This is a genomic window from Anaerosalibacter massiliensis, assembly GCF_024623155.1.
In the GTDB taxonomy this organism is placed as follows: Bacteria; Bacillota; Clostridia; order Tissierellales; family Sporanaerobacteraceae; genus Anaerosalibacter; species Anaerosalibacter massiliensis.
In genome coordinates, this window is sequence record NZ_JANJZL010000016.1 from 25,434 (window position 1) to 48,462 (window position 23,029).

Sequence of the window (23,029 nt, forward strand, 5' to 3'; positions counted from 1 at the left end):
CCTTCCAATGGCATGAAATATTTTCACTTTAAATAATTTTATAATATTCATAAAAATCTTCAATCCGTTCATCTAATAATAATGGTTCATGAACCTGTAATACATTTACTCCGCTACAATTGTTAGCTTCTATAATTGAAACTTCAGAGTTCTTTGTCACTACAACATCCCATCCTACATATTTTAAAAAAGGCATACTTTGTGCTAATAAAAAGATTTTTTCTCTTATTATATCCCAGCTTGGTATTTCAATACCTTCAATTTGTGCATTTGTGTCAGGATGATTACTATACCATTTCATTTTATTGTTAATTGGTTTACAAGTAGCCTTACCTAGTATACCTGTATCAATATCAACTTTTGCACTTAACCCACCCTTATCCCAATTGTCAACATTTTTAGTTCTACTTGTCCCAATTCTATGTATAGCAATAGGCATGAAAACCTCTTGAGTATTTGGATCTTCCATGGTTATTATTCTAATTGTATTGACTGAATCAGGAAAAATTGTTGATGAATATTCATGTTGTTCAATATACTCTGTAACAATATATTTATTCAGCTTATTAATTATTTTATCTATATCTACTTTTTCAACTCTGTTTCCATTAAAAAGTAGATTACCATCTATATATTCACATATATAAATTCCTTCTCCACCATCTGCACCTATATAAGGTTTTAAGACTATTTTTCCTTCTTTTTTAATTTGATCAATTAATTCATCACTATTATTTATCTTTACTTTATTATAATATGGATATATTTTTCCATTTAAAATTATTGAATATATAGTAGGTGTTTTAATACGATCTCTAGCCATACTATCAAATATAATTTTATTATTTAAAATAATCGCATCTTCTTCATTTATAAATCGAGTCTTCTTTCTTTCATAATCAGATAAATAATATTTATAATTCTTATTTTCTAAGTCGTATAGAAAATAAGATCTACTTAAAAAACCTTTACTTAAGCATTTCATTCTAGTTATAAGAGAGATTTCTGTATTAGATTGCATATCTTCAACAACTATTGCGGCCTTAGACCTAAGTAATAGGTATCTTCTATGCAATCCGCTCATATTATCAACTCCTTAAAATTAAATATTATTTTTCTTCATATATTCACTTTTTAAGATACTCATTATTAAACGACTCCTATATTCTCCATGACTAAAAACATCTTCTCTTAGTTTTCCATCGACTTTAAATCCAGCTCTTTCATTGACCTTAATCATTTTTTTATTCTCTTCCCATACATAAGAATAAACTTTATTAAGACCTAATTGCATAAAAGCATATTCTAATATGATAGTTCTAATTTCTCTAGCATATCCCTTTCCCCAGCAGTCTGTTTCACCTATGCCCATATATGATTCTGCTTTAGAGTTTTTTATATCTATATCTAAAAGACCACCATATCCAATAGGTCTATCATTTTCTCTTAAACAAACTATAAAATCTTTTCTACTACTATTTGCAGCTGCTTTATTTAACCAATTTCTTGTACCTATTTCTGATATTGGATAATCAAAGTTTAATGTAGCATTTACATCAGAATCATTTATCCATCTTACCTTAAAAGGAATATCTCTTTCTTCCATAAGTCTTAAATATATTCGATCACTTTTTAGCATATTTTATAACACCTCAATCTTTATTTTTTGAATATATAGCTTTTTTATTAAATGTATATCCTATTGTTTTGAACATGATCTTTATATCTAGTAATACACTAAAGTTTTTAACATACTCTATATCATATTCTATTCTTTCATCCCAAGTTAATGTATTCCTTCCATTTATTTGGGCATACCCTGTAATACCTGGTGGAACAGTAAATCTTAATTTCTGTTCATCTGAATAATCTTCGTATTTATATGGATGATATGGCACAGGAGGTCTTGGCCCAACTAAACTCATTTCTCCTTTTAATACATTTATAAGTTGGGGCAACTCATCTAAACTAGTCTTTCTTAAAAAGCCTCCTACTTTTGTTATCCTCGGATCAGAGCTACTCGTATATATACCTAAACCTACTTTTTCTGCATCTGGAATCATAGTCCTAAATTTATATATTAAAAATACTTCTCCATTTCTACCTAATCTTTCTTGTTTAAAAAATACTGGTCCTTTTGAGTCTAATTTTATAATTATAGCTATTATTAAAAGTATAGGTGACAATATAATAAGGGCTATAAGGCTTAGTACAAAGTCTATTATTCTTTTAATTAATTTCATTGTATCACCTTTATTTATATACCTTTCTATCTATTTTTTCTTCTCTAACAAAGCTTCAAATATATCTAATTGTTTTCTAACAACCTTATTTTCATCAAATAATAGCTCTGCTCTATTTCTTCCATTTAACTTCATATTTTCTAGTTTTTCTTCATCTCTTGTTAATTTCAATATTTTTTCCTTTATATCCAATGGCGATTTGATAGGAACCAAATATCCAGTCTCATTAGGAATCACTTCTTCTCTACAACCTCTTATATTGGTAGCCACTACTGCTGATTCCATAGCCATAGCTTCTATAATGGATCTAGGCATACCTTCTCTATAAGAAGGCAAACAGAATATATCAGTTATATATAAAATGTTTGGTATGTCTTTTCTATGACCAGTAAATATAATGTTTTTATTTTTCTTATATTTCTTTAACAATTCTCTAGTTTTAGTATCTCTTTCTCCCTGAGCCGCATTTCCTACTACTAGGAGCTTTATCTTTGAATCATTTAGCATAGTGAAAGCTTCTAACAAATCAAGTATTCCCTTTTCACCTACAAGTCTACCTATAAAAGTAACTATTTTGTCATCCCTGTTTATTTTTAATTCTTCATATAGACTATCTATCTCTTTTTGATCAATCTTTCTTGGATTAAACTTTTGCCATATATCTACACCATTTCCTATTGTCATAATTCTATTCTCATCAATAAATTTATTTTTTAATGCTGTTTCACAGTCCTCTTTACTTTGTGTAAATATAAAGTCGGTATATTTCCTAGCCATATGTTTTTCAATATTTAAAAATAATTTATATTTAAGTTTTGACATATTCTCATGAAAATAAAAGCCATGAGCAGTATATATTATTATAGGCACTTTTGCCCGTCTTGCGGCTATTCTTCCTAAAACAGAAGCTACAGGTGTATGGACATGGACTATATCTGGCTTTTCTTCTTTAAATAATTTAGTAAGATTATTTATGGTTTTCATATTTTCCATAGGTCTAATAGACCTATCTATTTGAACATTTTTAATATTGAATCCTTCTTCTATGAGACCATGAGTGTATTTGCCTTTAGAACATACTCCTATGAAATCATATCCTTCTTTTATAATTTGAGTATTTAATTCTCTAAGTAGGCCACCCATTGTTGAATCTACTGCACATAATTGAATTATTTTAGCTTTCATATCTAGTCTCCTTTACACCATTTAAATAAATGTTATGAATATCTCTTATACTAAATATAAGAAGTATGGCTCCCATATACCTAGAGTTAAATATATTCGGTATAAATAAAGCTCCAACTAATATACATAATATTGCTCCAAATATTATTGGATCTCTCCTTCTAGAGCTAGATAATATCATGTATAATATTACAAGTAGAGGTACAAAAAAGACAAGTCCTCCTTGAGCTAAGTACTGAAATATTAAATTATGAGGAATCATACCAACTAATTTTGAATAATTATTAGTTCCAAAGCCTACTCCTAAAATAGGATTTTCTAAAAACATTTCAAATGCCCTTTGGTTTAACTTTCCTCTGCCAGAGTCACTTAAACTTCTGTTTCCCCTTATATTTCCAACTAACATAAAACTTGTTCCAGCTAATACCACTACTGCAAGTGTCAATATTAAAATCCTTGGAAAATTATATATTAAATAATGAAAAAATTTGGGTATGGATAATATACCTACAACTACTATAAACGCAAATATTCCAGTTCTTGCTGAAGTAATAACACTTGTTATTACTAAGAAGATTATATTTATAGCTCCAATTTTTTTATTTATTTTTCCTTTATCAACTAAATATAATAATAATGTAGCTCCTGTCACAAGATACAAGGATAAAAAGCTATAATCAGCAAATAAAAAACCAAAGCTATGTCTATATCCACCTAAAAATGCATAATTTCCTAGTTTTATATCTATTAACTTTTTTGCTAGATATTGAAGAAGTGTCCCTAGCCCTGTTATATTTGTAGACCATATATAGTCAAATAATATTTTTTTATTATTTTCTTCACTATAACTACCTTGCATATTATTTCCTATAATGATAAGTATAAATGGGATAATTAAATTTATATATTGTTTAACTGCATCTTTAGCATTAATAGAATTGAATATTGTGATTAATCCTATGGTAATTAGTTGTAATGACATGAAAGACAGTTTACTTAGTTTAAAACTTCCCTCCATTAAATTTCTAATTATTACTACAGATGCTAAAATTACAAAAAAAATATTATACCATGATACAATAGAATGAGAATATGACTTTCCTGAAATACTTACAAATGACAAGGGAACACTTAATATCAACATTCTTGTTAAAATTACTTCAACCTTTTCTTTTTTATTAATTAAAGAAAAAGCTATCCATGTTAAAATCCCTAAAAGCAAAACAATTCTATTGTACGAATATTCCTGAAGTACTAAAGTTAAAATAGTCAATAATAATACTAAAAATCTATCTTTACTATCACTTATCATTTCATTCTCCTTTAAGGCTAAATATTTGATAAATCAATATAAATATTGATGTATTGATTTATCATTTCTTCTATGGAAAATTTCTCACTCTTTAGCTTGCATCTTTTAGCTATATCTGTATATCTCTTTTCTGAAATACAAATTTCCTCTATTATATTTGCAAGAAAATTAAAATCTCCTTTAGGGAATAGTACTCCTCCACCTTTAACTACTTCTGAAAGTCCAGGAACATCAGAAGCAATAACAGGTATGCCAGAAGCCATAGCTTCCAAAGCAGCAATGCCAAATCCCTCCCAATAAGAGGATTGAACATATATATCCACGGTCTTCATAATACGATTGATATCATTTCTATATCCTAAAAAATGGACTCTATGGGACAATCCTAACTCTTTAGACAAAGATATTAAATCATCTTCAAGAGACCCCGTTCCTATGAAAATAAGATGAAATTTTTCAGGTAATCTTTGAAGAGCTCTAATTAAAGTCTTATGATCTTTTGGCTTAGATAACCTTCCAACCATTAATATTAGATTTAAATCTTTTGGATTTTCAACCTCTTTTAATAACTCTTTCCTACTATAAGCTGATATATCTTCGAACTTTCCTAAGTTAATTCCATTATAAATAGTAGTAACTTTTGATTTTATACTTGGCATCCATTCTACTAGATTTTCATTTGCTGCCTTACTTATACATATGATTTTATTATGTTTATTGTATACTATCTTATCACTAATTTTAAATAATTTATGCTTTCTACGATTATTACTAGTGCTATGCTCAGTAGTAACCAAAGGTGTCTTCGAATTGGATAACATCTTAGCAAAAGCTGTCCAATACTGTCCTTGAACTAAGTGAGTATGTACTATGTCATATTTATTTATATACTCTCTTATTTTAAATGCTTGTTTTGGAGAATATATTTTATCCACGCCTGTTTTGTAAACATTTATACCTTTTGATTTTAATTCATCTTCAAGTATATTATTTTTGGAAGATAGTACTAAAAGGTCAGTATCAATGCCTTTAGATTTCATAATAGGTAAAGATTCTTTAATTAAAATTTCTGCTCCTCCACTACCTAAACTTGTTATTACATGTAATACCTTCATAGCATAACCGTCCCTTATTGGTTTTTCTACATATTAAATATTATAATACTTCTTATACCATTCAACAAATTTTCCTATACCTTTATCAATAGATGTATCTGGTTTAAATCCTACATCATTTATTAAGTCATCTACATCAGCATAAGTTTTTGGTACATCTCCAGCTTGTAAAGGTAAAAATTCTTTCTTTGCTTCCTTACCTAGTTTTTTCTCAATAGTTTCTATAAACTCCATTAATTGTACTGGTTTATTGTTACCTATGTTATATACTTTAAATGGTGCATAACTTGTACCCGGATCAGGGTTTAATCTGTCCCAATCTTCATTTGCCTTTGGTGGATTGTCCATTACTCGAACTACGCCTTCTATAATATCATCTATATAAGTAAAATCTCTTTCCATTTTTCCATGGTTAAATACTTTTATAGGCTCATCATTGAGTATAGCCTTTGTAAACAAAAACAATGCCATATCTGGCCTTCCCCAAGGACCATAAACTGTGAAAAATCTAAGTCCTGTTGTAGGTATACCATATAAATGGCTATAAGTATGAGCCATTAGCTCATTAGATTTCTTTGTTGCTGCATACAAACTCACTGGGTGATCTACATTATCATGAACTGAAAAAGGCATGTCTATATTAGAACCATAAACAGAACTTGAAGAAGCATATACTAAATGCTTTACTTCATTGTGTCTACAAGCTTCTAATATGTTCATAAAACCCATAATATTTGACTCAATATAAGCATAGGGATTTTTTAAGCTATATCTTACTCCTGCTTGAGCTGCTAAATTAACTACTATATCAATTCTATTTTCTTTAAATACCTTATCTACAGCCTCTTTATCTTCTAAAGAAGCTTTAATAAATTTAAAATCATCATATTCTTCTAGTATTGATAATCTATCTTTTTTGAGGTTGACATCATAATAATCATTTAAATTATCTAAACCAATTACATGATCTCCACCTTCTAATAATCTTTTAGATAAATTAAATCCTATAAATCCAGCACCACCTGTAACTAATATATTTCTCATTTATAATCTCTCCTTTATTATAATCTCCAATATATATATCCTAGATTTTCTGCTTCATCCTTTTCAAAAATACCTTTTACATCTACTAATACTTTTCCATTGGAACCATTATATAAATTCAATATATTTTCTAAAGTCAAAGATTTAAATTCATCATGAGCAACTGCAAAGATTACAGCATCTATATTTTTAATATCCTCTATATTCCAAAGTTTTATTCCATATTCATTGTATACTTCTTCAGCATCTGATGCTGGATCTACTACTAATACATCTACTCCATACTCTTCTAATTCTTTAATTATATCTATTACTTTTGTATTTCTAACATCAGGACAATTTTCTTTAAATGTTAGCCCCATTATAGCAACTTTTGAACCCTTTACTTGCTTGTCCGCCTTGATCATATTTTTCACTGTATGTTCAGCTACATGTTTGCCCATACCATCATTTATTTTCCTTCCTGATAAAATGATTTGAGAATGGTATCCTATTTGTTCTGCTTTATATGTTAGATAATATGGATCTATACCTATACAGTGTCCTCCTACAAGTCCAGGAGTAAAGTTTAAGAAGTTCCACTTTGTTGCTGCAGCTTCAAGAACTGCCTTTGTATCTATATCAAGTTTATTAAATATAATTGAAAGCTCATTCATAAAAGCTATATTTATATCTCTTTGAGAATTTTCTATAACTTTTGCTGCTTCTGCCACTTTTATACTTTCTGCCTTATGAACTCCTACTTCAACAACTAATTCATAAACCTTTGAAATAATATCTAAAGATTCATCATCTACTGCTGAAACTATTTTAACTATATTTTCTAATCTGTGTTTTTTGTCCCCTGGATTAATTCTTTCAGGAGAATATCCTACTTTAAAGTCTTGTCCACATTTCATATTTGATTCTTCTTCTAAAATAGGAATACATACCTCCTCTGTAACACCTGGATATACAGTAGATTCATATACTACTACTGAACCTTTAGTTAAATTTCTTCCTACTGTTCTTGTAGCACCCTTTAGTGGATTTAAATTAGGTGTCTTGTCTTCATTTATAGGAGTAGGTACGGAAACAATATGAAATTTAGCTTCTCTAATCTTCTTCTCATCTGAAGTAAAATTAACTACACTTTTCTTTAATTCCCCATCTCCAACTTCTTCAGTTACATCTATACCATCATTGTATAATTTAATCTTTTTTTCATTAATATCAAAACCTATAACATCTGCTTTTTTTCCAAAGGCTATTGCTAGAGGCAATCCAACATATCCGAGACCTACAACAGATAACTTTTCCTTTCTTTCTTTAATATCTTGATATAAATTCACTTTATCACCTTCATTTAAATTTGTTTGTAAAATACATTATTCTATATTTTTTTTATCTTCACTTTTACCTTATCTATTATAAAATTTATTTCCTCTATTTTAAATAAGTAACATAGTATAAAATAAATGACTGCTCCCACTCCTACAGATAGCAAAAATATAAATAAATCTAATATTTTTCTTCCTTCTACTACTGGATATAAGCCATTATATATTGCATAAGCTATAGTTCCCATAATCACTGAAGCAATTGCAGATTTTAAGAAACATGATAGATAACTTTTTATATTCATATTACCTAATTTTTTTCTTAAACTGTTTATTAGAAGTAAGGTTGTAAAAATTGATGCTATACTAGTTGCTAGAGCCAATCCTCTATGCCCCATAAATTTTACTAATATTAAATTTAAAACTATATTTATTCCTACAGATATGCCCCCATTTATCATTGGAGTCCTAGTATCTTGTAGGGAATAATATACTTTATTTAACATAATATTTAAAGCCATGGCTACCATTCCAATAGAGTAGAATATTACAGCTTGCGATGTCATAAGAGTTGCTATGCTATCGAAAGCTCCTCTTTGGAAAAATATCCTTACAAAAGGTTCTGCAAATAGAATAAGTCCTACCATAGCAGGTATAGTTATAATAAGTACTATATTTATACCATGACCCATAATCTCCTTTAAAGAATCAATATTCTTTCTATTGGATTCTTTAGAAAGCATTGGAAAAATAACTGTGGCTATGGCTGTGACAAATACTCCAAGTACTATACTGTTAATTCTGGATGCATAGTTAAGAGCTGATATACTACCTTCCGTTAAATTGGAGGCTAAAGCTTTATCTACTATTACATTTATCTCATTTATTGCTGAACCTATTAGCACTGGAATAGTAAGTATTAAAGTTTTCTTTAAATATCTATCTTTAAGATCTATTTTAAACTTATATTTATAGCCTATTTTTTTGGCTGAAGGTATCTGAATAATTATTTGAGACAATGCTGCTACTACGCTAGCAACCATAAGACCTACTATACCATATTTATTTGAAAATATTAACAAAAAGCCTATATATATTAGATTAAATGGAAGGCTCATCGCTGCTGGTGCTGTAAAACTTTCACTGCTTTCTAAAAAACCTTTAAATAAAAAAGTCGTCCCCATGAATAATATTATTGGAAGACCTACTCTATTTAATTTCACTGCCAATTCAAATTGTTTTCCCTCAAAACCTCTAGCAACAACTTTCATTATTGCCGGTGAAAACAACCAACCTAATATCATTAAAATAACAGCTAAAAAGAAAACTACATTTAACATATTATTCATATAATCTATTTTTCTATCTTTTCCATGTTTAACTTCTATTTCTGAAAATAGGGGAATAACTGTTGTATTTATTGCCGAACCTACTATAGTCATAATCATAGTAGTTGCTATCATAGCCATAAAGTATGTATCTGTTTCCCACCCTGACCCAAATTTTTTAGCTATTAACACTTCTCTTAAAAACCCCAAAAATTTACTTGTAAGGGTAAAAAACATAATTATTGCCGCAGATTTTGCTGCTTTTTTAGCTTTACTCATTCTATTTCCTCCCATTAAAACTATGTCTCAAATAGTAGAAAAAAATTGTCTTTTTAATGCTGTCTCATTTAAACTGAATTATAGCAAAAGGATAATTCTTTTTCAATACCACAAGATTTATTATACCACAATATTATACCATAAGTCCTAATATTAATTTCAGCCTCTAACTATTATAAATCACGATAGATAAGGTAAAACAGACATGGACCCCTCTTTAAATCTATGAAACTATAGGTTTCATAACCTAAAAAATATTGTCTATAATATCCATAATCTGTGCCAATTTGTGGTATTTGCCTATAAACTGTTTACATAAAATATTCATTCCTGTATAATAGCCTTTGTTGTAAATCATTTGATGACTGAATTCCATTTTTAACTGAGGAAAATCATCTGAAGGGGTTAGTTTCTAGCCTAAAATTAGTTTCTAAAGCAAGCTTTAGAAAGGAGTGGATACAAATGAAACATAGAAAAATAGCATCTATTTTATTAGTTATACTTATATTGACACTTTTAAGTACACAAGTTTTAGCTAATGGAAATACTAGAACATTAAAATTCACAGATAAAGGAGAAGATGTTTTAAAACTTCAAAAGACATTAAATAGTAAAGGATACTATAATTATCATATAGATGGTATATATGGAAAAATTACAGAACAAGCTGTAATAAAGTTTCAAATAGACCATAAAATAAGAATTGATGGTATTGCAGGACCAGAAACTCAAAGAACCTTATATGGAAATTCAAGCGATGGGACAAGTTCAAAAAATCATACTTCAGGTGATGCCTACTGGCTGTCTAGAATTATTGAGGTTGAGGCTGGATCAGAACCTTATAAAGGCAAGGTAGCCGTCGGAAATGTGATTTTAAATAGAGTAAATTCTAAAGAATTCCCAAATACAATATATAATGTAATTTTCGAATATTATGGAAATATTCCTCAATTCAGTCCTGTTCAAGATGGTACGATTTACAACACCCCATCTCAAGAAAGTGTAAATGCTGCAAAAGATGCTTTAAATGGTGTAAGGCCAGTTGGCAATGCAACTTATTTCTTTAATCCAAATAAAGCAAAAGGTTCTTGGATTGTAAAAAGTAAAAGTTATGTAACTACAATTGGTGGACATGCATTCTATCAATAGAAAAAAGCAGACTTTAAGTCTGCTTTTTCTATTGAACATAATAATCTAAGGTACTAAATCTTCTTTAATTTCAATATTCCCAGAGCCATGGATTAGTTTTTTTATTAAATTATTCTGAAGGATATAATTAGATAAATTTATTTCCTTTATAGCTTTTTCATAGTTTTCTTTTGCCTCTCCTATATCTATAGGTTTTCTAGTTTTTAAGTCATGGCATCTACTATTTTTAAATATACCATTTCCTGACATAATAAATTGTTTTTCACTGTCAAAATAAGAACCTGTAGGTACATAATGTTGTTGTGCTACTAAACTGTCTGTTGAATTTATCAAATCTATTCCAAACATAATTCCCTTTTCATTTTTAAGTCCCATTATATTTAGCATGGTAGGTAGAAAATCTAACTGGCTACCTACTGTAGATATGGTTTCATGAATATCTTCTCCTGGAACATGTATGATAAATGGAATATTCATCATATCTTGAAAATCATAGTCATGGCCTAAGTATTTAGTCATAGTTTCTTTATTTTCTTTATTAGTACAATGGAGAGCCGTATGGTCTCCATATAATGCTATAACTGTATTTTCATACATACCTTCTTCTTTCAATCTATCTATGAATTTGCCTATAGCCTTGTCTGCATAATGAATAGATTGAAGATAATTTGCAAACATAGTGTCTTTGTGTTCATTTCTAATGTCTAAAACATGCAAATGCTCTGGCATGTTAAATGGAGTATGGCTAGTTAGTGTGATCATAAATGAATAAAATGGCTCTCCCATTTCTTTTATATATGGTATGGACTGTTCAAAGAAATCTTCATCTATAATACCAAAACCTATAATCCTTTGTACATCAAAATCTTCTTTACTTATAAATCTTTCAAATCCTTGATTAGGGTAAGCCTTGTCTCTATTCCAAAACTCTGGTTCATAACCATGGAAAGCCCAAGATGTATACCCTTCATCTCTTAAAATCCAAGGTAGTCCATAGAATGTATTCTTTTCATATAAAGCATAACTTCCATCTTTCATACTAGGATATAAAGAGTTTTGAGATACAAATTCTGCATCTGATGTATTTCCTCTACCTACTAATTGATAATAGTTGTCAAAATATATGGAGCTTTTATCTTTTATTAATTTATTTATATTTGGTGTTATTTCCTGACCATCATAATATTCATTTACAACAAAATTTTGTAGTGCTTCTACTTGAATGACTATTAAATTTTTGTTTTTTCCTATACCATGATGCTTCTTTTCTTTGTTAGAATCTTTTCCCCTTAAAGGTAATTTATTATTATCTAATATTTCTTTTGGAGAAATATTATTTCCATCTTCTCCTATTATATCTTTATCTGACCCAAATATGCTTACAATATCTTTGAAATGATAGGTGTATAGTTCTTGTTTTTCTAATGCAGTACCATAACCTAAAGAATAAGTGGTTAAAAATATAATCATTGTAATAATTCCAATACTAAAAGGTATACCTAGACGAAACTTTTTAGTATAAATTTTTCCTTCACTTTTAATCTTTCTCTTTTTTCTACTAGAATATATGCAAAGAAAAGGAATATCAGCTATAAGAAAAATATTTAAGGGATTTAGAAGATCCTTAACACTATCCCCTACTGCTGTTACTTGACTCATTTGTTTTAATAAAGAAATAGATGGCAAGCTATTAAAATAATGGTTGTATACAGAGTCTACAAATATAATTGCAGACATTATACTATAAAAAGAAAAAGCTAAAGTTTGCTTTCTTTTATTTCTACTAAAGTATATTAATGTAAAGAAAAATAATGTTATTAGAGTACTTACTGAAAATACAAGGATTTGATTATATTCTATTCTAGTAATGTATATAAATAGTCCTATTTTTATTAATAACAATATTGTAAAGAGCATTTTGAAAACCTCCGAAAATAAATTATTATATACACTTAATCTATACTATATTAGCTATATATGCAAGAAAACAAATAATGGAATATTTCCTATATCTTATTACGTGATATATTAAGAGGTATAAAATAAACTTTTTATACTTTTTGCAGAAAAGAAAGCCAGCCCTAAGAATTGTTATATATGGCTATATTTAAAAATTATTGTCATGGATTTTTCTACCATAGAAGAGGGCTTCAAATATTCCCTCTATTTTATAAATTTCACGAAAGAAATTATTGGGATTAAAATTCTTTCGTACTTTCACCATAAAATGTATTTCTATAGTCCCATGTTCTTCTCTATCTTCAATTTCACCATCTACAGTTCCAATTGTTTCAAATATACTGATAATTCATTATCTATATTTAATAAAAGTTTTTTATGCTGCTCATCTAAAATATGCTCAAATTATAAAGATGATCAGATATTTCCTATATTCAAACTTTCTTGTCAAAAATAAAGGATTTTTATAGTACTATATCGAATAGTACTTATGTCCTAGATAAATAATAAAAGGAGGAAAATTTATGATTATATGTCCAAATTGTAACAATAAAGAATCTAGCAATTCTCGTTTTTGTTCTAAATAAGGGATAATTTTAATAAAGTTTTATTTTCTACTTTTTCCATACCTTCTTTAGGAGCTTATTCTATAAGTTCTGTAGAACCCTTTATATACATTAAAAAGCCCTATATAAGCCTTATCATAAGTAGATTCCATTTTAATTGATCCTTATATACTTTTTCTGTTTCAGTGTATTTCTCATTATTTAGTAGCTTATTAGCCTTTTTCATCTTTCTTTCAATATTATTACATCCAACTAAACCAATAGACACTAATAGTATTAACAGAATTGTAAATATTTTTTCATATAATTCTCTTTTTCTTAATAAATATAGGTAAATTCTAATGTGTTAAATTAGCGCTATAGTCCCCAATATAATCTTATATTTAAAAAAGTGTAGAATTAATGCTTTCTCATAGGAAAAGAGAAAGCATTTTGGTACTGCTTATTTTAAATATATCTAAAAAAATCTACGATATACCAAATTTTAATTATTATATACTAACAAATAGCATTTATACCATATTATAAAAAAACAAAAACTGATATTAAAAGCTTATAAAAACTAAATTAAAAAAGAAAGAATCACAACAGTTATTTTGTCTTTAATTTTTGAGGAAACTCTAATACATATTTCTTAAATCCAAATAAAGTAAAAAACTCCTGTATTGTGAAAAATAAAACCTATGTAGCTACATCAAACTTCTATGTTATACTTACTTATTTTATTATATAAAGTAGCTAAAGATATACCTAAAACTTCAGAACATTTTTTCTTACCATTAACCGTATATCCATATTTTTGTAAAGCTTTTTTTATGGCATAAATTTCCGTTTCTTCTACATAATCAGCAAGTTTCTTTCTTTTTAGAAAAAATTCATCTTCATTTTTTTGCATATGTTTAGGAAAATGTTCTATATCTATATTAAAATCTTCAGTCATGTTTGCTGCAAAAGCAATAGTATTTTTTAACTCTCTTATATTCCCCGGCCAATTGTATTCATAAAGTAGCTTCATTGCATTATCTGTTATTCCTACATTTCTTTTATAGTCTCTTTGAATTTCTTCCATAAATACTCTAACTAATACTTTGATATCATTCTTCCTATCTCTTAAAGGAAAAACATATAAAGGAAATACATTAATTCTATAAAAAAGATCCTGTCTAAATCTTTTCTCTTCTATTTCTTTTTCTAATGATTTATTTGTAGCTGAAATAACTCTAACATCAACTGGTATTTCTTCAATACCACCTATTCTTCTTATAGTCTTTTCCTGTAACACTCTGAGCAATTTTGCCTGTAAAAAATAGTCTATTTCAGCAATTTCATCTAAAAATATAGTTCCACCGCTTGCCACTTCAAAAAGTCCCATTTTACCGCCCTTTAATGATCCTGTAAAAGAACCTTCTTCATATCCAAATAACTCACTTTCTAATAATTGCTTATCTAAATTAGCACAATTTACTATTATAAATGGCTCTTCCCTTCTATCGCTTTCATTATGTATGGCATGAGCAAAAAGCTCTTTTCCTGTACCACTTTCACCATAAATATGGACAGGTAAATTGCTTCTTGAAATTTTCTTAGCATAATCAATTGTTTTTAAAGACCTCTCATCTTCTGCTACTATATCATCAAAAGTATATTTAGCCTTACGCACATTCTTTATTTCATGTTTTAGAGTGTTTATCATTTTATTAGATTTTTCTAATTCCTTTGTAAGTTTATATGCATCTGTTAATTCCATAACTACAGATATTGCACCTCTTATTTGTCCTTCCAATATTATAGGTGTCATATTTACAATATATTCTAAATCCTCTGTTTTTCTTTTAACTCTTAACAACTTTTTCCCTGTTTTAACTACATTAGGTAACATAGCTCCAGTTCTAACCTCATCTAGCTTATATCCAACTATTTTATTATAGTCTATTCCAGTAATTTTTGTATAAGATGAATTCACATATATTACAATACCTTCCGAATTTATTATTAGAATTCCTTCATGTAGAGAATCTAAAATAGTCTTAGTCAACCTATCCAATATCATAATATCCTCTCCTTTAAAGGGAAAATATATAATAACTATAAACAATATATTAGATTTATATTATACCTTTTTTTGAAAAAATAAGGAAGTGCTCTTAGAGCACTTCCTTATTTAAACATTTATTTCAATTTCTAATAATGCAGAGCTTAAACTTTTACCATGTTTATCTATTGCTAGAGATCTTGTAACTCCTCCTCCTAAGGCATCTTTCATAACAAAATTCAATGCTCCTATATTAGGAAGTTCATACCTTTGAACATCTCCTTTAACAATACCTTTAAACCATTCTTTTACTTTATCAGAAGTTACATTTTCTTTTATCTTTTTATAATCTTTTTCATCATATACTATCAAAGAGATATTAGATATGTTTCCTTTATCTCCAGTTCTTGAATGTGCAATTTCTCTTAATTTAATTTTCATTTTTATTAAACCTCCTCATACATTACTTTTATATCTACATCATTGCGAGGAATAAATATGGATGCTACGGACACTATTTCCTTAATAGATTTTTCAGCACCACCACCACCTGCTGGTCCATTTGTATATAATGCTTCCACTTCATTCACAACTTTATTTGCTATATCTTTATCATTGGTTCTAGCACTAATTCGGAGCCTTACTTCATTTAGTTCCTTATCATAAATATTTATAACATTTCCATAGAGAGAATTTATTCCTATTAAATCGTATCTAATTTCATCTACAGAGATTTCTTGCATTTCTAATCTTTCTTGGACAATCTTAGCGGCCAATTTTGCTCTTTTAACAGCTCCTGATCCTCCATAACTTATTTCTCCAACTCCTATAAAACAATCTTTATATCCTATACTTACTTTCAACTTATCAGGTCTTTTAGCTCCCTTGCCTCCTTTTATAGATACTTTATCTTTTTCTACCTCTTTTAAATGAAGATTAGTAAAATCTGCAATTCCATCTGGTGTCAAATATTGAGATGGATCATGTATTTCATATAATAACTGTTCTTTACAAGTATCTAAAGAAACTTTTCCACCTGAACCTTCCACTTTTGTAATAATAGCATCTCCATTATCTTTTACTTCTGCAATTGGAAAACCTAATTCCCACAATCTTTCAACATCTTTATAGTCTGGATCTGCATAATATCCGCCTGTAACTTGGCCTCCACATTCTAACAAATGTCCTATTATTATACCTTTTCCAATAATCTCATAATCTTCTAAACCCCAGTTAAATTCATACACTAAAGGTGCTAAGAATAAAGCTGGGTCTGCTACACGACCTGTTATTATAATATCTGCACCATTTTCCAAAGCTTCTAATATACCATCTATTCCTAAATATGCGTTAGCTGATACTATTTGACCTTTTAGTTTCTCAAGTTCTTCCCCTGTTTCTAGTACTTTATATCCCATATATTTATCTATTTTTTCTAAAACATCATCACCTAACACTGATGCAATTTTCAAATCTCTTAAACCTTTTTCTTCTGCTATTTTTTTTGTTATCTTTGCAGCAGCTATAGGGTTCGCAGCACCCATGTTTGTAATTATCTTAACATTGTTTTTTTGGCACGAAGATAATATTTTTTCCATTCTATATTCTAATAAATCATTGTATCCTTTATTAGGATTTTTCAATTTCTGTTCTTGGGCAATTGCAATAGTTCTTTCTGCTAAACATTCAAAAATTATATAGTCTATGTTACCTTTTTCAATTAATTCTATTGCTGGTTCAATTCTATCACCAGCATAACCTGCTCCTGTTCCTATTCTAATGGTTTTCATACTAAAATAGCCTCCTTATATTATCTTTTTAAATAGATATTGCTCCAACAATAAATGCTACTATCAACATAATAATAGTATTTAAAAAAGCATATGGAATAGTTTTCTTTTGGTGTTCTCCAAAATCTACTTTTGCTAAGCCTATTAATAAAAATGTAGATCCAGTTAAAGGACTTACTGGAAAGCCTGTCGTCATTTGCCCAAGTATAGCTGCTCTTCCCACTCCTATGCCCTGAACTCCAAAAGCTTCTGCTGTAGATGATAATACTGGCAATATTCCAAAGTAAAAAGAATCTGGATCAAACAATAAACTAGCCGGCATAGAAATTATCCCCACCATCATTGGTATAAATCTACCTAGTGATTTTGGAATAGCTGAAACAGTAGCATCTGCCATTGCTTGAATCATACCAGATTCCCTAAGTATTCCTGTGAAAGCTCCTGCAGCAAAAAGGATACTAGCCATCATTAATGCTTCTTTTGCATGGGCATCTACCCTTTCTTTTTGATCATTAATCTTAGGATAATTAATAATTAATGCAAATGAAAAAGCTATCATAAATATTGCTGCTGGTGGCAAAATTCCTGAAATCAATACACCTATAGTAACTATAATAGTTACTATATTTATAGTAAACATCTTAGGTCGAGCAAGTTCTTTTTTATCTTCATCTATTCCATTATCTAAGCTAATATTTTTTAAAGTATCTATTTCACCTATTCTTTTCCTTTCCCTTTTACCTATCCTATATGCAACAAATATGACGAATAAAATACCAACTATTACGGCAGGCAATAATGGTGTAAACAATTCAGTAACTGACACCTCTAAAGCTGTAGCTGCCCTCAATGTAGGACCTCCCCAAGGTAAAATATTCATTACTCCTGCAGAAAGAGCTGTAATAGTTGCAAGTACATGTCTATTCATACCAAGTGCATCATATAAAGGAATCATAGCAGGTATAGTTACTAAAAATGTCACTGCTCCTGAACCATCAAGATGTACAAGCATTGCAAGAATAGCTGTTCCTATAGCTATCTTTACCGGATCATTTCCCACCTTATTTAGAATTCTATTAATGATAGGGTCAAAAGTTCCTGCATCCGTAAGAACTCCAAAAAATAGAATAGCAAATATAAACATTGTACCTACAGGTGCAATCCCTTTAATACCTTCAATCATAAATTCACCAATTTGGTTTCCAAATCCCCCTACTAAAGCAAATATAATTGGAACAATGATTAAAGCCACCGTTGCTGATACTCTATTGCTCATTATAAGCAACAAAAGTGTAATGATTGTTAAGAGTCCTAAAATTGCTAACATAAACAAAACCTCCTTTGTTTTTTTATACTATTACTATATTGCAATTAGAATGCCAATTATTTAACAATCATTAAGATTGTTTGAAATCTCTTTCTTTAAGGGTTTTGAGATATATTATTTAATTATATGAAAAAGTATATCTTTAATTTTTTTCTAATTAATTAGAAGTTTCCTAATGAGATTTTATAATGATAAATATAAGTATTGAATTTATCCTATTTTTTATATTTCTAAAAATTTATAAGTATAAAAAAATATTTCTAATATTTTAGAAATATCTAGGATTATAAGGAAAAATTATTTTTCCTAAAAAAATTTACTGAAAATATAATATTAAATAGCCGTTAAATAAACAATTTTTATTTTTGTATAATTTATTTTTTCATTTCATGATTTCACCATAGTTTTAAATATTATTTTTTGTCCCTATTCTTCTATATATTTTAAGTCTGTGATAAATCTTAAATCTAAAGTTTTTTTGGTAGTCTCTTCTTCTATTTCCTTATCTGTATCTTTACCTAATTCTTTAGAGTTTTCTTCTCAGTATATAATTTTAAAAGAAAAACGAACTTAAATATACTGATTAGCATATCTAAGTTCGTAGAAAATTATTTTAACAAATTTAATCATTTTCTAAACAATGGAAAAGTACTGTCCTATTTCACTATTCTATTATTTAGTTCCTTCTCCAAATGCTTTTTTCCAGTCTAATACAAATTTATCTACATTATAATTTGTTAGAGGATAATTACTAAAGATTTAGCTACATCTACTAATATTGTAACACTTTGAATTCCATGTTTAAATATTGTTAAAAGATCTTTTACTACATTTACTCCATCCTCATAGGTAGAATAATAACATTTGGCTACATCGATAATACTATACCCTTTTATTTTGTCAAATGGCTTAAAAGCTAAATAAATTCAAATGTCATCACATTTTGTCTAAAGTACCTGAAAATTATTGTCATGGATTTTTCTACCATAGAAGAGGGCTTCAAATATTCCCTCTATTTTATAAATTTCACGAAAGAAATTATTGGGGTTAAAATTCTTCCGTACTTTCACCATAAAATGTATTTCCATAGTTCCATGTTCTTCTCTATCTTCAATTTCACCATCTACAATATTTATATCTTTTATAATTATATCATGTTTGCCTAATAACATGCCTATTTCTCCAATGAGGCCAGGTCTATTGATACTGATAATTTCTAGTTTTTTATATTTTCCTTTAAATATCCTTTTTTCAATAGATCTTAAACTCATTAAAGTAAATAAAATAATAACCGATGTCAACAGTCCTCCTAAATAGTAGCCATTACCAATAGCTAACCCTACACATGCACAAGCCCATAGACTAGCAGCAGTAGTTAACCCTTTTATATTGCTACCAGTTTTAATTATAGTTCCAGCTCCTAAAAATCCTATACCACTTACTACTTGAGCTGCTAATCTTGCCGAATCTGCTGTTCTTAGTCCTGTCTCTACATCATAAAATCCATCTATGGACACAAGCATCATTAAGGCAGAACCAACACTTACTAAAATATGAGTTCTAAGGCCTGCTGGTCTATTATTTACTTCCCTTTCTACTCCAATTAAACCACCAGTTATGGCTGAAAGAATCAGCCTTATTATTATCTCTTTATGGCTAATCATATACATAACTCCTTACATACTTCCACTTTTAAGCTTTTCTTCAAAATATCTTTGATTCATTATATCGTATAAAAACCTCAATAGTTCCTTCTTGTATTGCAATATTTTTTTGTTTCTAAGTTAAATAAAAAAGTTATATTATATATTTTGATACAATATTTGTGATTCCATTTTACATCCTCCACATCCTTATTATATACCAATTTACTACATAAATAGATATTAATTACTAGTTATTTAAACAATATCCCAAACTACATGACCATATAGGATGAGGATTGAAAAAAGTATTGTATTATATACTAATAAGTGTTACAAGTAAAAATTGGAATAGGAAATTTGCTGAAAAATTCTCTCAAGCTACAAATTTTGAGTTAAGATTTGATGAAAAAGACATTTATACTTGGAATTATCGGAAAGATGCAACAAAGAATACTTTGGAACTTGTTAGAATAAGACTTAATAAGTATATAACAAAGTTCTATGCATAAAGTTTGATACATAGAACTTTGTTTTGTTAGCAATATATAATTCCAATCAAATATAAATCTATCTATGTTTCTAACTATGGAACTTATTAAGGGTTTCCCAAATTCCTACTATATACATTGCACCTAAGGCTCTATCGTATAATCCATATCCTGGTCTTCCAGTTTCTCCCCATATCATTCTACCGTGATCTGGACGTAGATATCCGTCAAATTTATTTTTATGAAGAACTTTCATTATTTCTACTATGTCTAATGACCCTTCTGAAGAATAGTGAGCACTTTCTTCAAAACTTCCATCATCTAAAAGTTTAATGTTTCTTACATGTATAAAATGAATTCTTCCCTGGGCTGAATACTTGTCTACCATTTTAACTACATCATTAAAATCTCCACTGCCTAAGGATCCTGTACAAAATGTTAGTCCGTTATATTTATTGTCTACTAGCCTTAGAAATCTATCAATATTTTCTTCTTTAGTAATAATCCTTGGTAGTCCAAATATTGGCCATGGTGGATCATCTGGATGGATTGCCATTTTTACATCATTTTCTTCTGACACTGGAATAATTTCTTTTAAGAAATACTCTAAATTTTCCCAAAGATCTTCTTCATCTATTTTTGAATATTGATCAAATATATCTTTTAGTTCATCTTTAGTGTAGCTGGAATCCCATCCTGGAAGTGATATTTCTCCTTTTAGTGGATCCATCTTATCTATTTGCTCTTTATAATAGACAAGTGCTGTTGATCCATCATCTAAAACTTTATTCAATTGAGAACGAGTCCAATCAAATACTGGCATAAAATTATAACAAATTACTTTAACTCCAGCTTTAGCTAAGTTTCTAATATTTTCTTTATAATTTTCAATATATCTATCCCTTGTAGGAAGACCAAGTTTTATATCTTCATGTACAGGGACACTTTCTATTACATCAAATTTAAGTCCTGAATTCTCTACTTTTTCTTTCAAACTTATTATACTTTCTATGCTCCATACTTCTCCAACTGGAACATCATATATGGCAGTTACAATACTATGCATACTTGGTATTTGTTTAATATATTCAATTTTAATTGGATCATCTTTACCATACCATCTAAAAGATAGTTTCATATAGTTCCCTACTTTCATAATTTTGTAGTATTTTTATTTAAAAACTCTTTTTAACATAAATATTACATATTTTTAATATTTCTCCAAATTTCATCCACTACTGGTATTCCATTTAAAAGATTATCTTTTCTTACTGATATGACTCTTTCACCTGGATAATGTACTTTTAAATTTTCTTTTGCTGGTTCTGATTTTTTTAAATCTGCTAATACTCTGTTTACAATGCCATCAGATACTTCAGTAGAATTAAACTTATTAGGGTCAATAGCAATTAAAATTTGAGATAGCCCATATTCATCTTCAAATTTTTCCCCAATTTCTGATGTAGAAAATCCTCCAGATAGAATTGTTGCTATTAAATCAAATCCAATGGACATACCTGAGCCCTTCCAAAAACCTATAGGTAATACTCTCCATGTTTTTTCAATTTCAATTGGATCTTTTGTTATTCTTCCTTCTGTGTCGAATCCACCAACTACCGGAAGTTCTTCTCCTCTTAATTTATATTCTTCTATTTTGCCATAGGAAAATTGTGACATTGCTGTATCTATTACTACATGTTCTCCATTACTTCTAGGTATAGCCATTACAAAAGGATTGTTACCTATTCTTCTATCTTTAGCTCCCCATGCTGGCATATTTGGCATAGTATTGGTCCAGCAGATACCTATGCATCCTGCATCTGCCGCTTGCCAACCATAAGAACCAGCCCTCATCCAGTGATTTGTGTTGCCTAAAGCTACAATACCAATGCCATATTCTTTTGAAAGTTTAATAGCACGATCCATAGCGATCTTTGCATTTAAATTTCCCATTCCTCTTTTCCCATCCCATCTTTCTAATGCACCGAATCCTTTCACTTTTTCTGCTTTAGCATTTACATCTATATATCCTTTATCAATATAACTAATAACCCTTGGAAATCTATTGATACCATGGGAATAAACACCATCTAAACTATTCTCAGCAAATAGTTTGGCAGATTCATATGCATTTTCTTCACTTAAACCTTTTTTTATTAATATTCTTTTGAATTCTTCAACCATATCATCGAATTTAATCCTCATATACAATTTCCCCCTTCTACTATATATAAATTATTTTGTATT

20 protein-coding genes are annotated in these 23,029 nt (G+C 28.7%); 2 read left to right on the top strand and 18 right to left on the bottom strand.

The window, feature by feature from the left end; genetic code table 11:
• Positions 1-28: 28 nt before the first annotated feature.
• The 9 genes from NSA23_RS14785 to murJ are packed head-to-tail and all read right to left on the bottom strand — an operon-like array spanning position 29 to position 9,825.
• Positions 29-1,084 carry a sugar-transfer associated ATP-grasp domain-containing protein gene (locus tag NSA23_RS14785; protein WP_257490706.1) on the bottom strand — a complete coding sequence of 352 codons (1,056 nt, stop codon included), beginning with the start codon at positions 1,082-1,084 and terminating at the stop codon, positions 29-31.
• A gap of 18 nt (positions 1,085-1,102) precedes the next feature.
• Complete coding sequence (locus NSA23_RS14790; protein ID WP_257490707.1) at positions 1,103-1,639, bottom strand: GNAT family N-acetyltransferase; 537 nt, start codon at positions 1,637-1,639, stop codon at positions 1,103-1,105.
• Between the two features lie 13 nt (positions 1,640-1,652).
• Entirely contained in the window at positions 1,653-2,243 is a 591-nt protein-coding gene (locus tag NSA23_RS14795) for a sugar transferase (RefSeq protein ID WP_257490708.1), read from the bottom strand.
• Positions 2,244-2,273: 30 nt separating this feature from the next.
• Positions 2,274-3,428: a glycosyltransferase family 4 protein gene (locus NSA23_RS14800; RefSeq protein WP_257490709.1), complete on the bottom strand. Its 1,155-nt coding sequence runs from the start codon at positions 3,426-3,428 to the stop codon at positions 2,274-2,276.
• Positions 3,418-4,740 (bottom strand): O-antigen ligase family protein, encoded by a 1,323-nt coding sequence (locus NSA23_RS14805; protein ID WP_257490710.1) that lies wholly within the window; start codon positions 4,738-4,740, stop codon positions 3,418-3,420. Before NSA23_RS14805 ends, NSA23_RS14800 begins: the two co-directional genes overlap by 11 nt.
• Positions 4,741-4,757: 17 nt before the next feature.
• Positions 4,758-5,855 carry a glycosyltransferase gene (locus tag NSA23_RS14810; protein ID WP_257490711.1) on the bottom strand — a complete coding sequence of 366 codons (1,098 nt, stop codon included), beginning with the start codon at positions 5,853-5,855 and terminating at the stop codon, positions 4,758-4,760.
• 33 nt (positions 5,856-5,888) lie between these two features.
• Entirely contained in the window at positions 5,889-6,899 is a 1,011-nt protein-coding gene (locus NSA23_RS14815; RefSeq protein WP_257490712.1) for an NAD-dependent epimerase, read from the bottom strand.
• Between the two features lie 17 nt (positions 6,900-6,916).
• Positions 6,917-8,230: a nucleotide sugar dehydrogenase gene (locus tag NSA23_RS14820; RefSeq protein ID WP_257490713.1), complete on the bottom strand. Its 1,314-nt coding sequence runs from the start codon at positions 8,228-8,230 to the stop codon at positions 6,917-6,919.
• A 41-nt stretch (positions 8,231-8,271) separates the two neighbouring features.
• Positions 8,272-9,825 (bottom strand): murein biosynthesis integral membrane protein MurJ, encoded by a 1,554-nt coding sequence (gene murJ / locus NSA23_RS14825; RefSeq protein ID WP_257490714.1) that lies wholly within the window; start codon positions 9,823-9,825, stop codon positions 8,272-8,274.
• Between the two features lie 462 nt (positions 9,826-10,287).
• Here murJ and NSA23_RS14830 point away from each other — a divergent pair, with 462 nt between their 5' ends.
• Positions 10,288-10,974 (top strand): cell wall hydrolase, encoded by a 687-nt coding sequence (locus tag NSA23_RS14830; protein ID WP_257490715.1) that lies wholly within the window; start codon positions 10,288-10,290, stop codon positions 10,972-10,974.
• Positions 10,975-11,019: 45 nt separating this feature from the next.
• On the opposite strand, the gene NSA23_RS14835 is transcribed toward NSA23_RS14830, so the two are convergent.
• The 7 genes from NSA23_RS14835 to NSA23_RS14865 all read right to left on the bottom strand — a co-directional run bounded on the left by NSA23_RS14835 (position 11,020) and on the right by NSA23_RS14865 (position 20,312).
• A complete protein-coding gene (locus NSA23_RS14835) occupies positions 11,020-12,891 on the bottom strand; it encodes an LTA synthase family protein (protein WP_042683465.1) in 1,872 nt (623 codons plus the stop codon).
• Between the two features lie 729 nt (positions 12,892-13,620).
• Positions 13,621-13,767 (bottom strand): hypothetical protein, encoded by a 147-nt coding sequence (locus NSA23_RS14840; RefSeq protein ID WP_257490716.1) that lies wholly within the window; start codon positions 13,765-13,767, stop codon positions 13,621-13,623.
• A 426-nt stretch (positions 13,768-14,193) separates the two neighbouring features.
• Positions 14,194-15,549: a sigma-54 interaction domain-containing protein gene (locus NSA23_RS14845; RefSeq protein WP_042683464.1), complete on the bottom strand. Its 1,356-nt coding sequence runs from the start codon at positions 15,547-15,549 to the stop codon at positions 14,194-14,196.
• 111 nt (positions 15,550-15,660) lie between these two features.
• On the bottom strand, positions 15,661-15,972 hold the full coding sequence (locus NSA23_RS14850) for an AtuA-related protein (protein ID WP_222704844.1): 312 nt from the start codon (positions 15,970-15,972) through the stop codon (positions 15,661-15,663).
• 5 nt (positions 15,973-15,977) lie between these two features.
• Positions 15,978-17,321 carry an acyclic terpene utilization AtuA family protein gene (locus NSA23_RS14855; RefSeq protein WP_042683463.1) on the bottom strand — a complete coding sequence of 448 codons (1,344 nt, stop codon included), beginning with the start codon at positions 17,319-17,321 and terminating at the stop codon, positions 15,978-15,980.
• Between the two features lie 28 nt (positions 17,322-17,349).
• The gene (locus tag NSA23_RS14860; RefSeq protein ID WP_042683462.1) at positions 17,350-18,648 is read right to left on the bottom strand and encodes a CitMHS family transporter; all 1,299 of its coding nucleotides are present in this window, start codon (positions 18,646-18,648) and stop codon (positions 17,350-17,352) included.
• A gap of 947 nt (positions 18,649-19,595) precedes the next feature.
• On the bottom strand, positions 19,596-20,312 hold the full coding sequence (locus NSA23_RS14865; protein ID WP_257490717.1) for an MgtC/SapB family protein: 717 nt from the start codon (positions 20,310-20,312) through the stop codon (positions 19,596-19,598).
• A 278-nt stretch (positions 20,313-20,590) separates the two neighbouring features.
• On the opposite strand from NSA23_RS14865, the gene NSA23_RS14870 reads away from it, so the two are divergent.
• Entirely contained in the window at positions 20,591-20,803 is a 213-nt protein-coding gene (locus NSA23_RS14870) for a hypothetical protein (RefSeq protein ID WP_257490718.1), read from the top strand.
• A gap of 70 nt (positions 20,804-20,873) precedes the next feature.
• Here NSA23_RS14870 and uxuA read toward each other — a convergent pair whose 3' ends face one another.
• Complete coding sequence (gene uxuA, locus NSA23_RS14875) at positions 20,874-21,920, bottom strand: mannonate dehydratase (RefSeq protein ID WP_042683459.1); 1,047 nt, start codon at positions 21,918-21,920, stop codon at positions 20,874-20,876.
• A 62-nt stretch (positions 21,921-21,982) separates the two neighbouring features.
• Positions 21,983-22,987: a 3-dehydro-L-gulonate 2-dehydrogenase gene (gene yiaK / locus NSA23_RS14880; RefSeq protein ID WP_042683458.1), complete on the bottom strand. Its 1,005-nt coding sequence runs from the start codon at positions 22,985-22,987 to the stop codon at positions 21,983-21,985.
• Positions 22,988-23,029: the final 42 nt, after the last annotated feature.

Excerpts from the sequence above, each read along its gene's own strand:
- NSA23_RS14785 (WP_257490706.1), bottom strand. The coding sequence starts at position 1,084 with ATGAGCGGATTGCATAGAAGATACCTATTACTTAGGTCTAAGGCCGCA.
- NSA23_RS14855 (WP_042683463.1), bottom strand. The coding sequence starts at position 17,321 with ATGAAAACCATTAGAATAGGAACAGGAGCAGGTTATGCTGGTGATAGA.
- NSA23_RS14810 (WP_257490711.1), bottom strand. The coding sequence starts at position 5,855 with ATGAAGGTATTACATGTAATAACAAGTTTAGGTAGTGGAGGAGCAGAA.
- NSA23_RS14845 (WP_042683464.1), bottom strand. The coding sequence starts at position 15,549 with ATGATATTGGATAGGTTGACTAAGACTATTTTAGATTCTCTACATGAA.
- NSA23_RS14835 (WP_042683465.1), bottom strand. The coding sequence starts at position 12,891 with ATGCTCTTTACAATATTGTTATTAATAAAAATAGGACTATTTATATAC.
- yiaK (WP_042683458.1), bottom strand. The coding sequence starts at position 22,987 with ATGAGGATTAAATTCGATGATATGGTTGAAGAATTCAAAAGAATATTA.
- NSA23_RS14795 (WP_257490708.1), bottom strand. The coding sequence starts at position 2,243 with ATGAAATTAATTAAAAGAATAATAGACTTTGTACTAAGCCTTATAGCC.
- NSA23_RS14860 (WP_042683462.1), bottom strand. The coding sequence starts at position 18,648 with ATGTTAGCAATTTTAGGACTCTTAACAATCATTACACTTTTGTTGCTT.
- uxuA (WP_042683459.1), bottom strand. The coding sequence starts at position 21,920 with ATGAAACTATCTTTTAGATGGTATGGTAAAGATGATCCAATTAAAATT.
- murJ (WP_257490714.1), bottom strand. The coding sequence starts at position 9,825 with ATGAGTAAAGCTAAAAAAGCAGCAAAATCTGCGGCAATAATTATGTTT.
- NSA23_RS14805 (WP_257490710.1), bottom strand. The coding sequence starts at position 4,740 with ATGATAAGTGATAGTAAAGATAGATTTTTAGTATTATTATTGACTATT.
- NSA23_RS14790 (WP_257490707.1), bottom strand. The coding sequence starts at position 1,639 with ATGCTAAAAAGTGATCGAATATATTTAAGACTTATGGAAGAAAGAGAT.
- NSA23_RS14830 (WP_257490715.1), top strand. The coding sequence starts at position 10,288 with ATGAAACATAGAAAAATAGCATCTATTTTATTAGTTATACTTATATTG.
- NSA23_RS14865 (WP_257490717.1), bottom strand. The coding sequence starts at position 20,312 with ATGATTAGCCATAAAGAGATAATAATAAGGCTGATTCTTTCAGCCATA.
- NSA23_RS14800 (WP_257490709.1), bottom strand. The coding sequence starts at position 3,428 with ATGAAAGCTAAAATAATTCAATTATGTGCAGTAGATTCAACAATGGGT.
- NSA23_RS14815 (WP_257490712.1), bottom strand. The coding sequence starts at position 6,899 with ATGAGAAATATATTAGTTACAGGTGGTGCTGGATTTATAGGATTTAAT.
- NSA23_RS14850 (WP_222704844.1), bottom strand. The coding sequence starts at position 15,972 with ATGAAAATTAAATTAAGAGAAATTGCACATTCAAGAACTGGAGATAAA.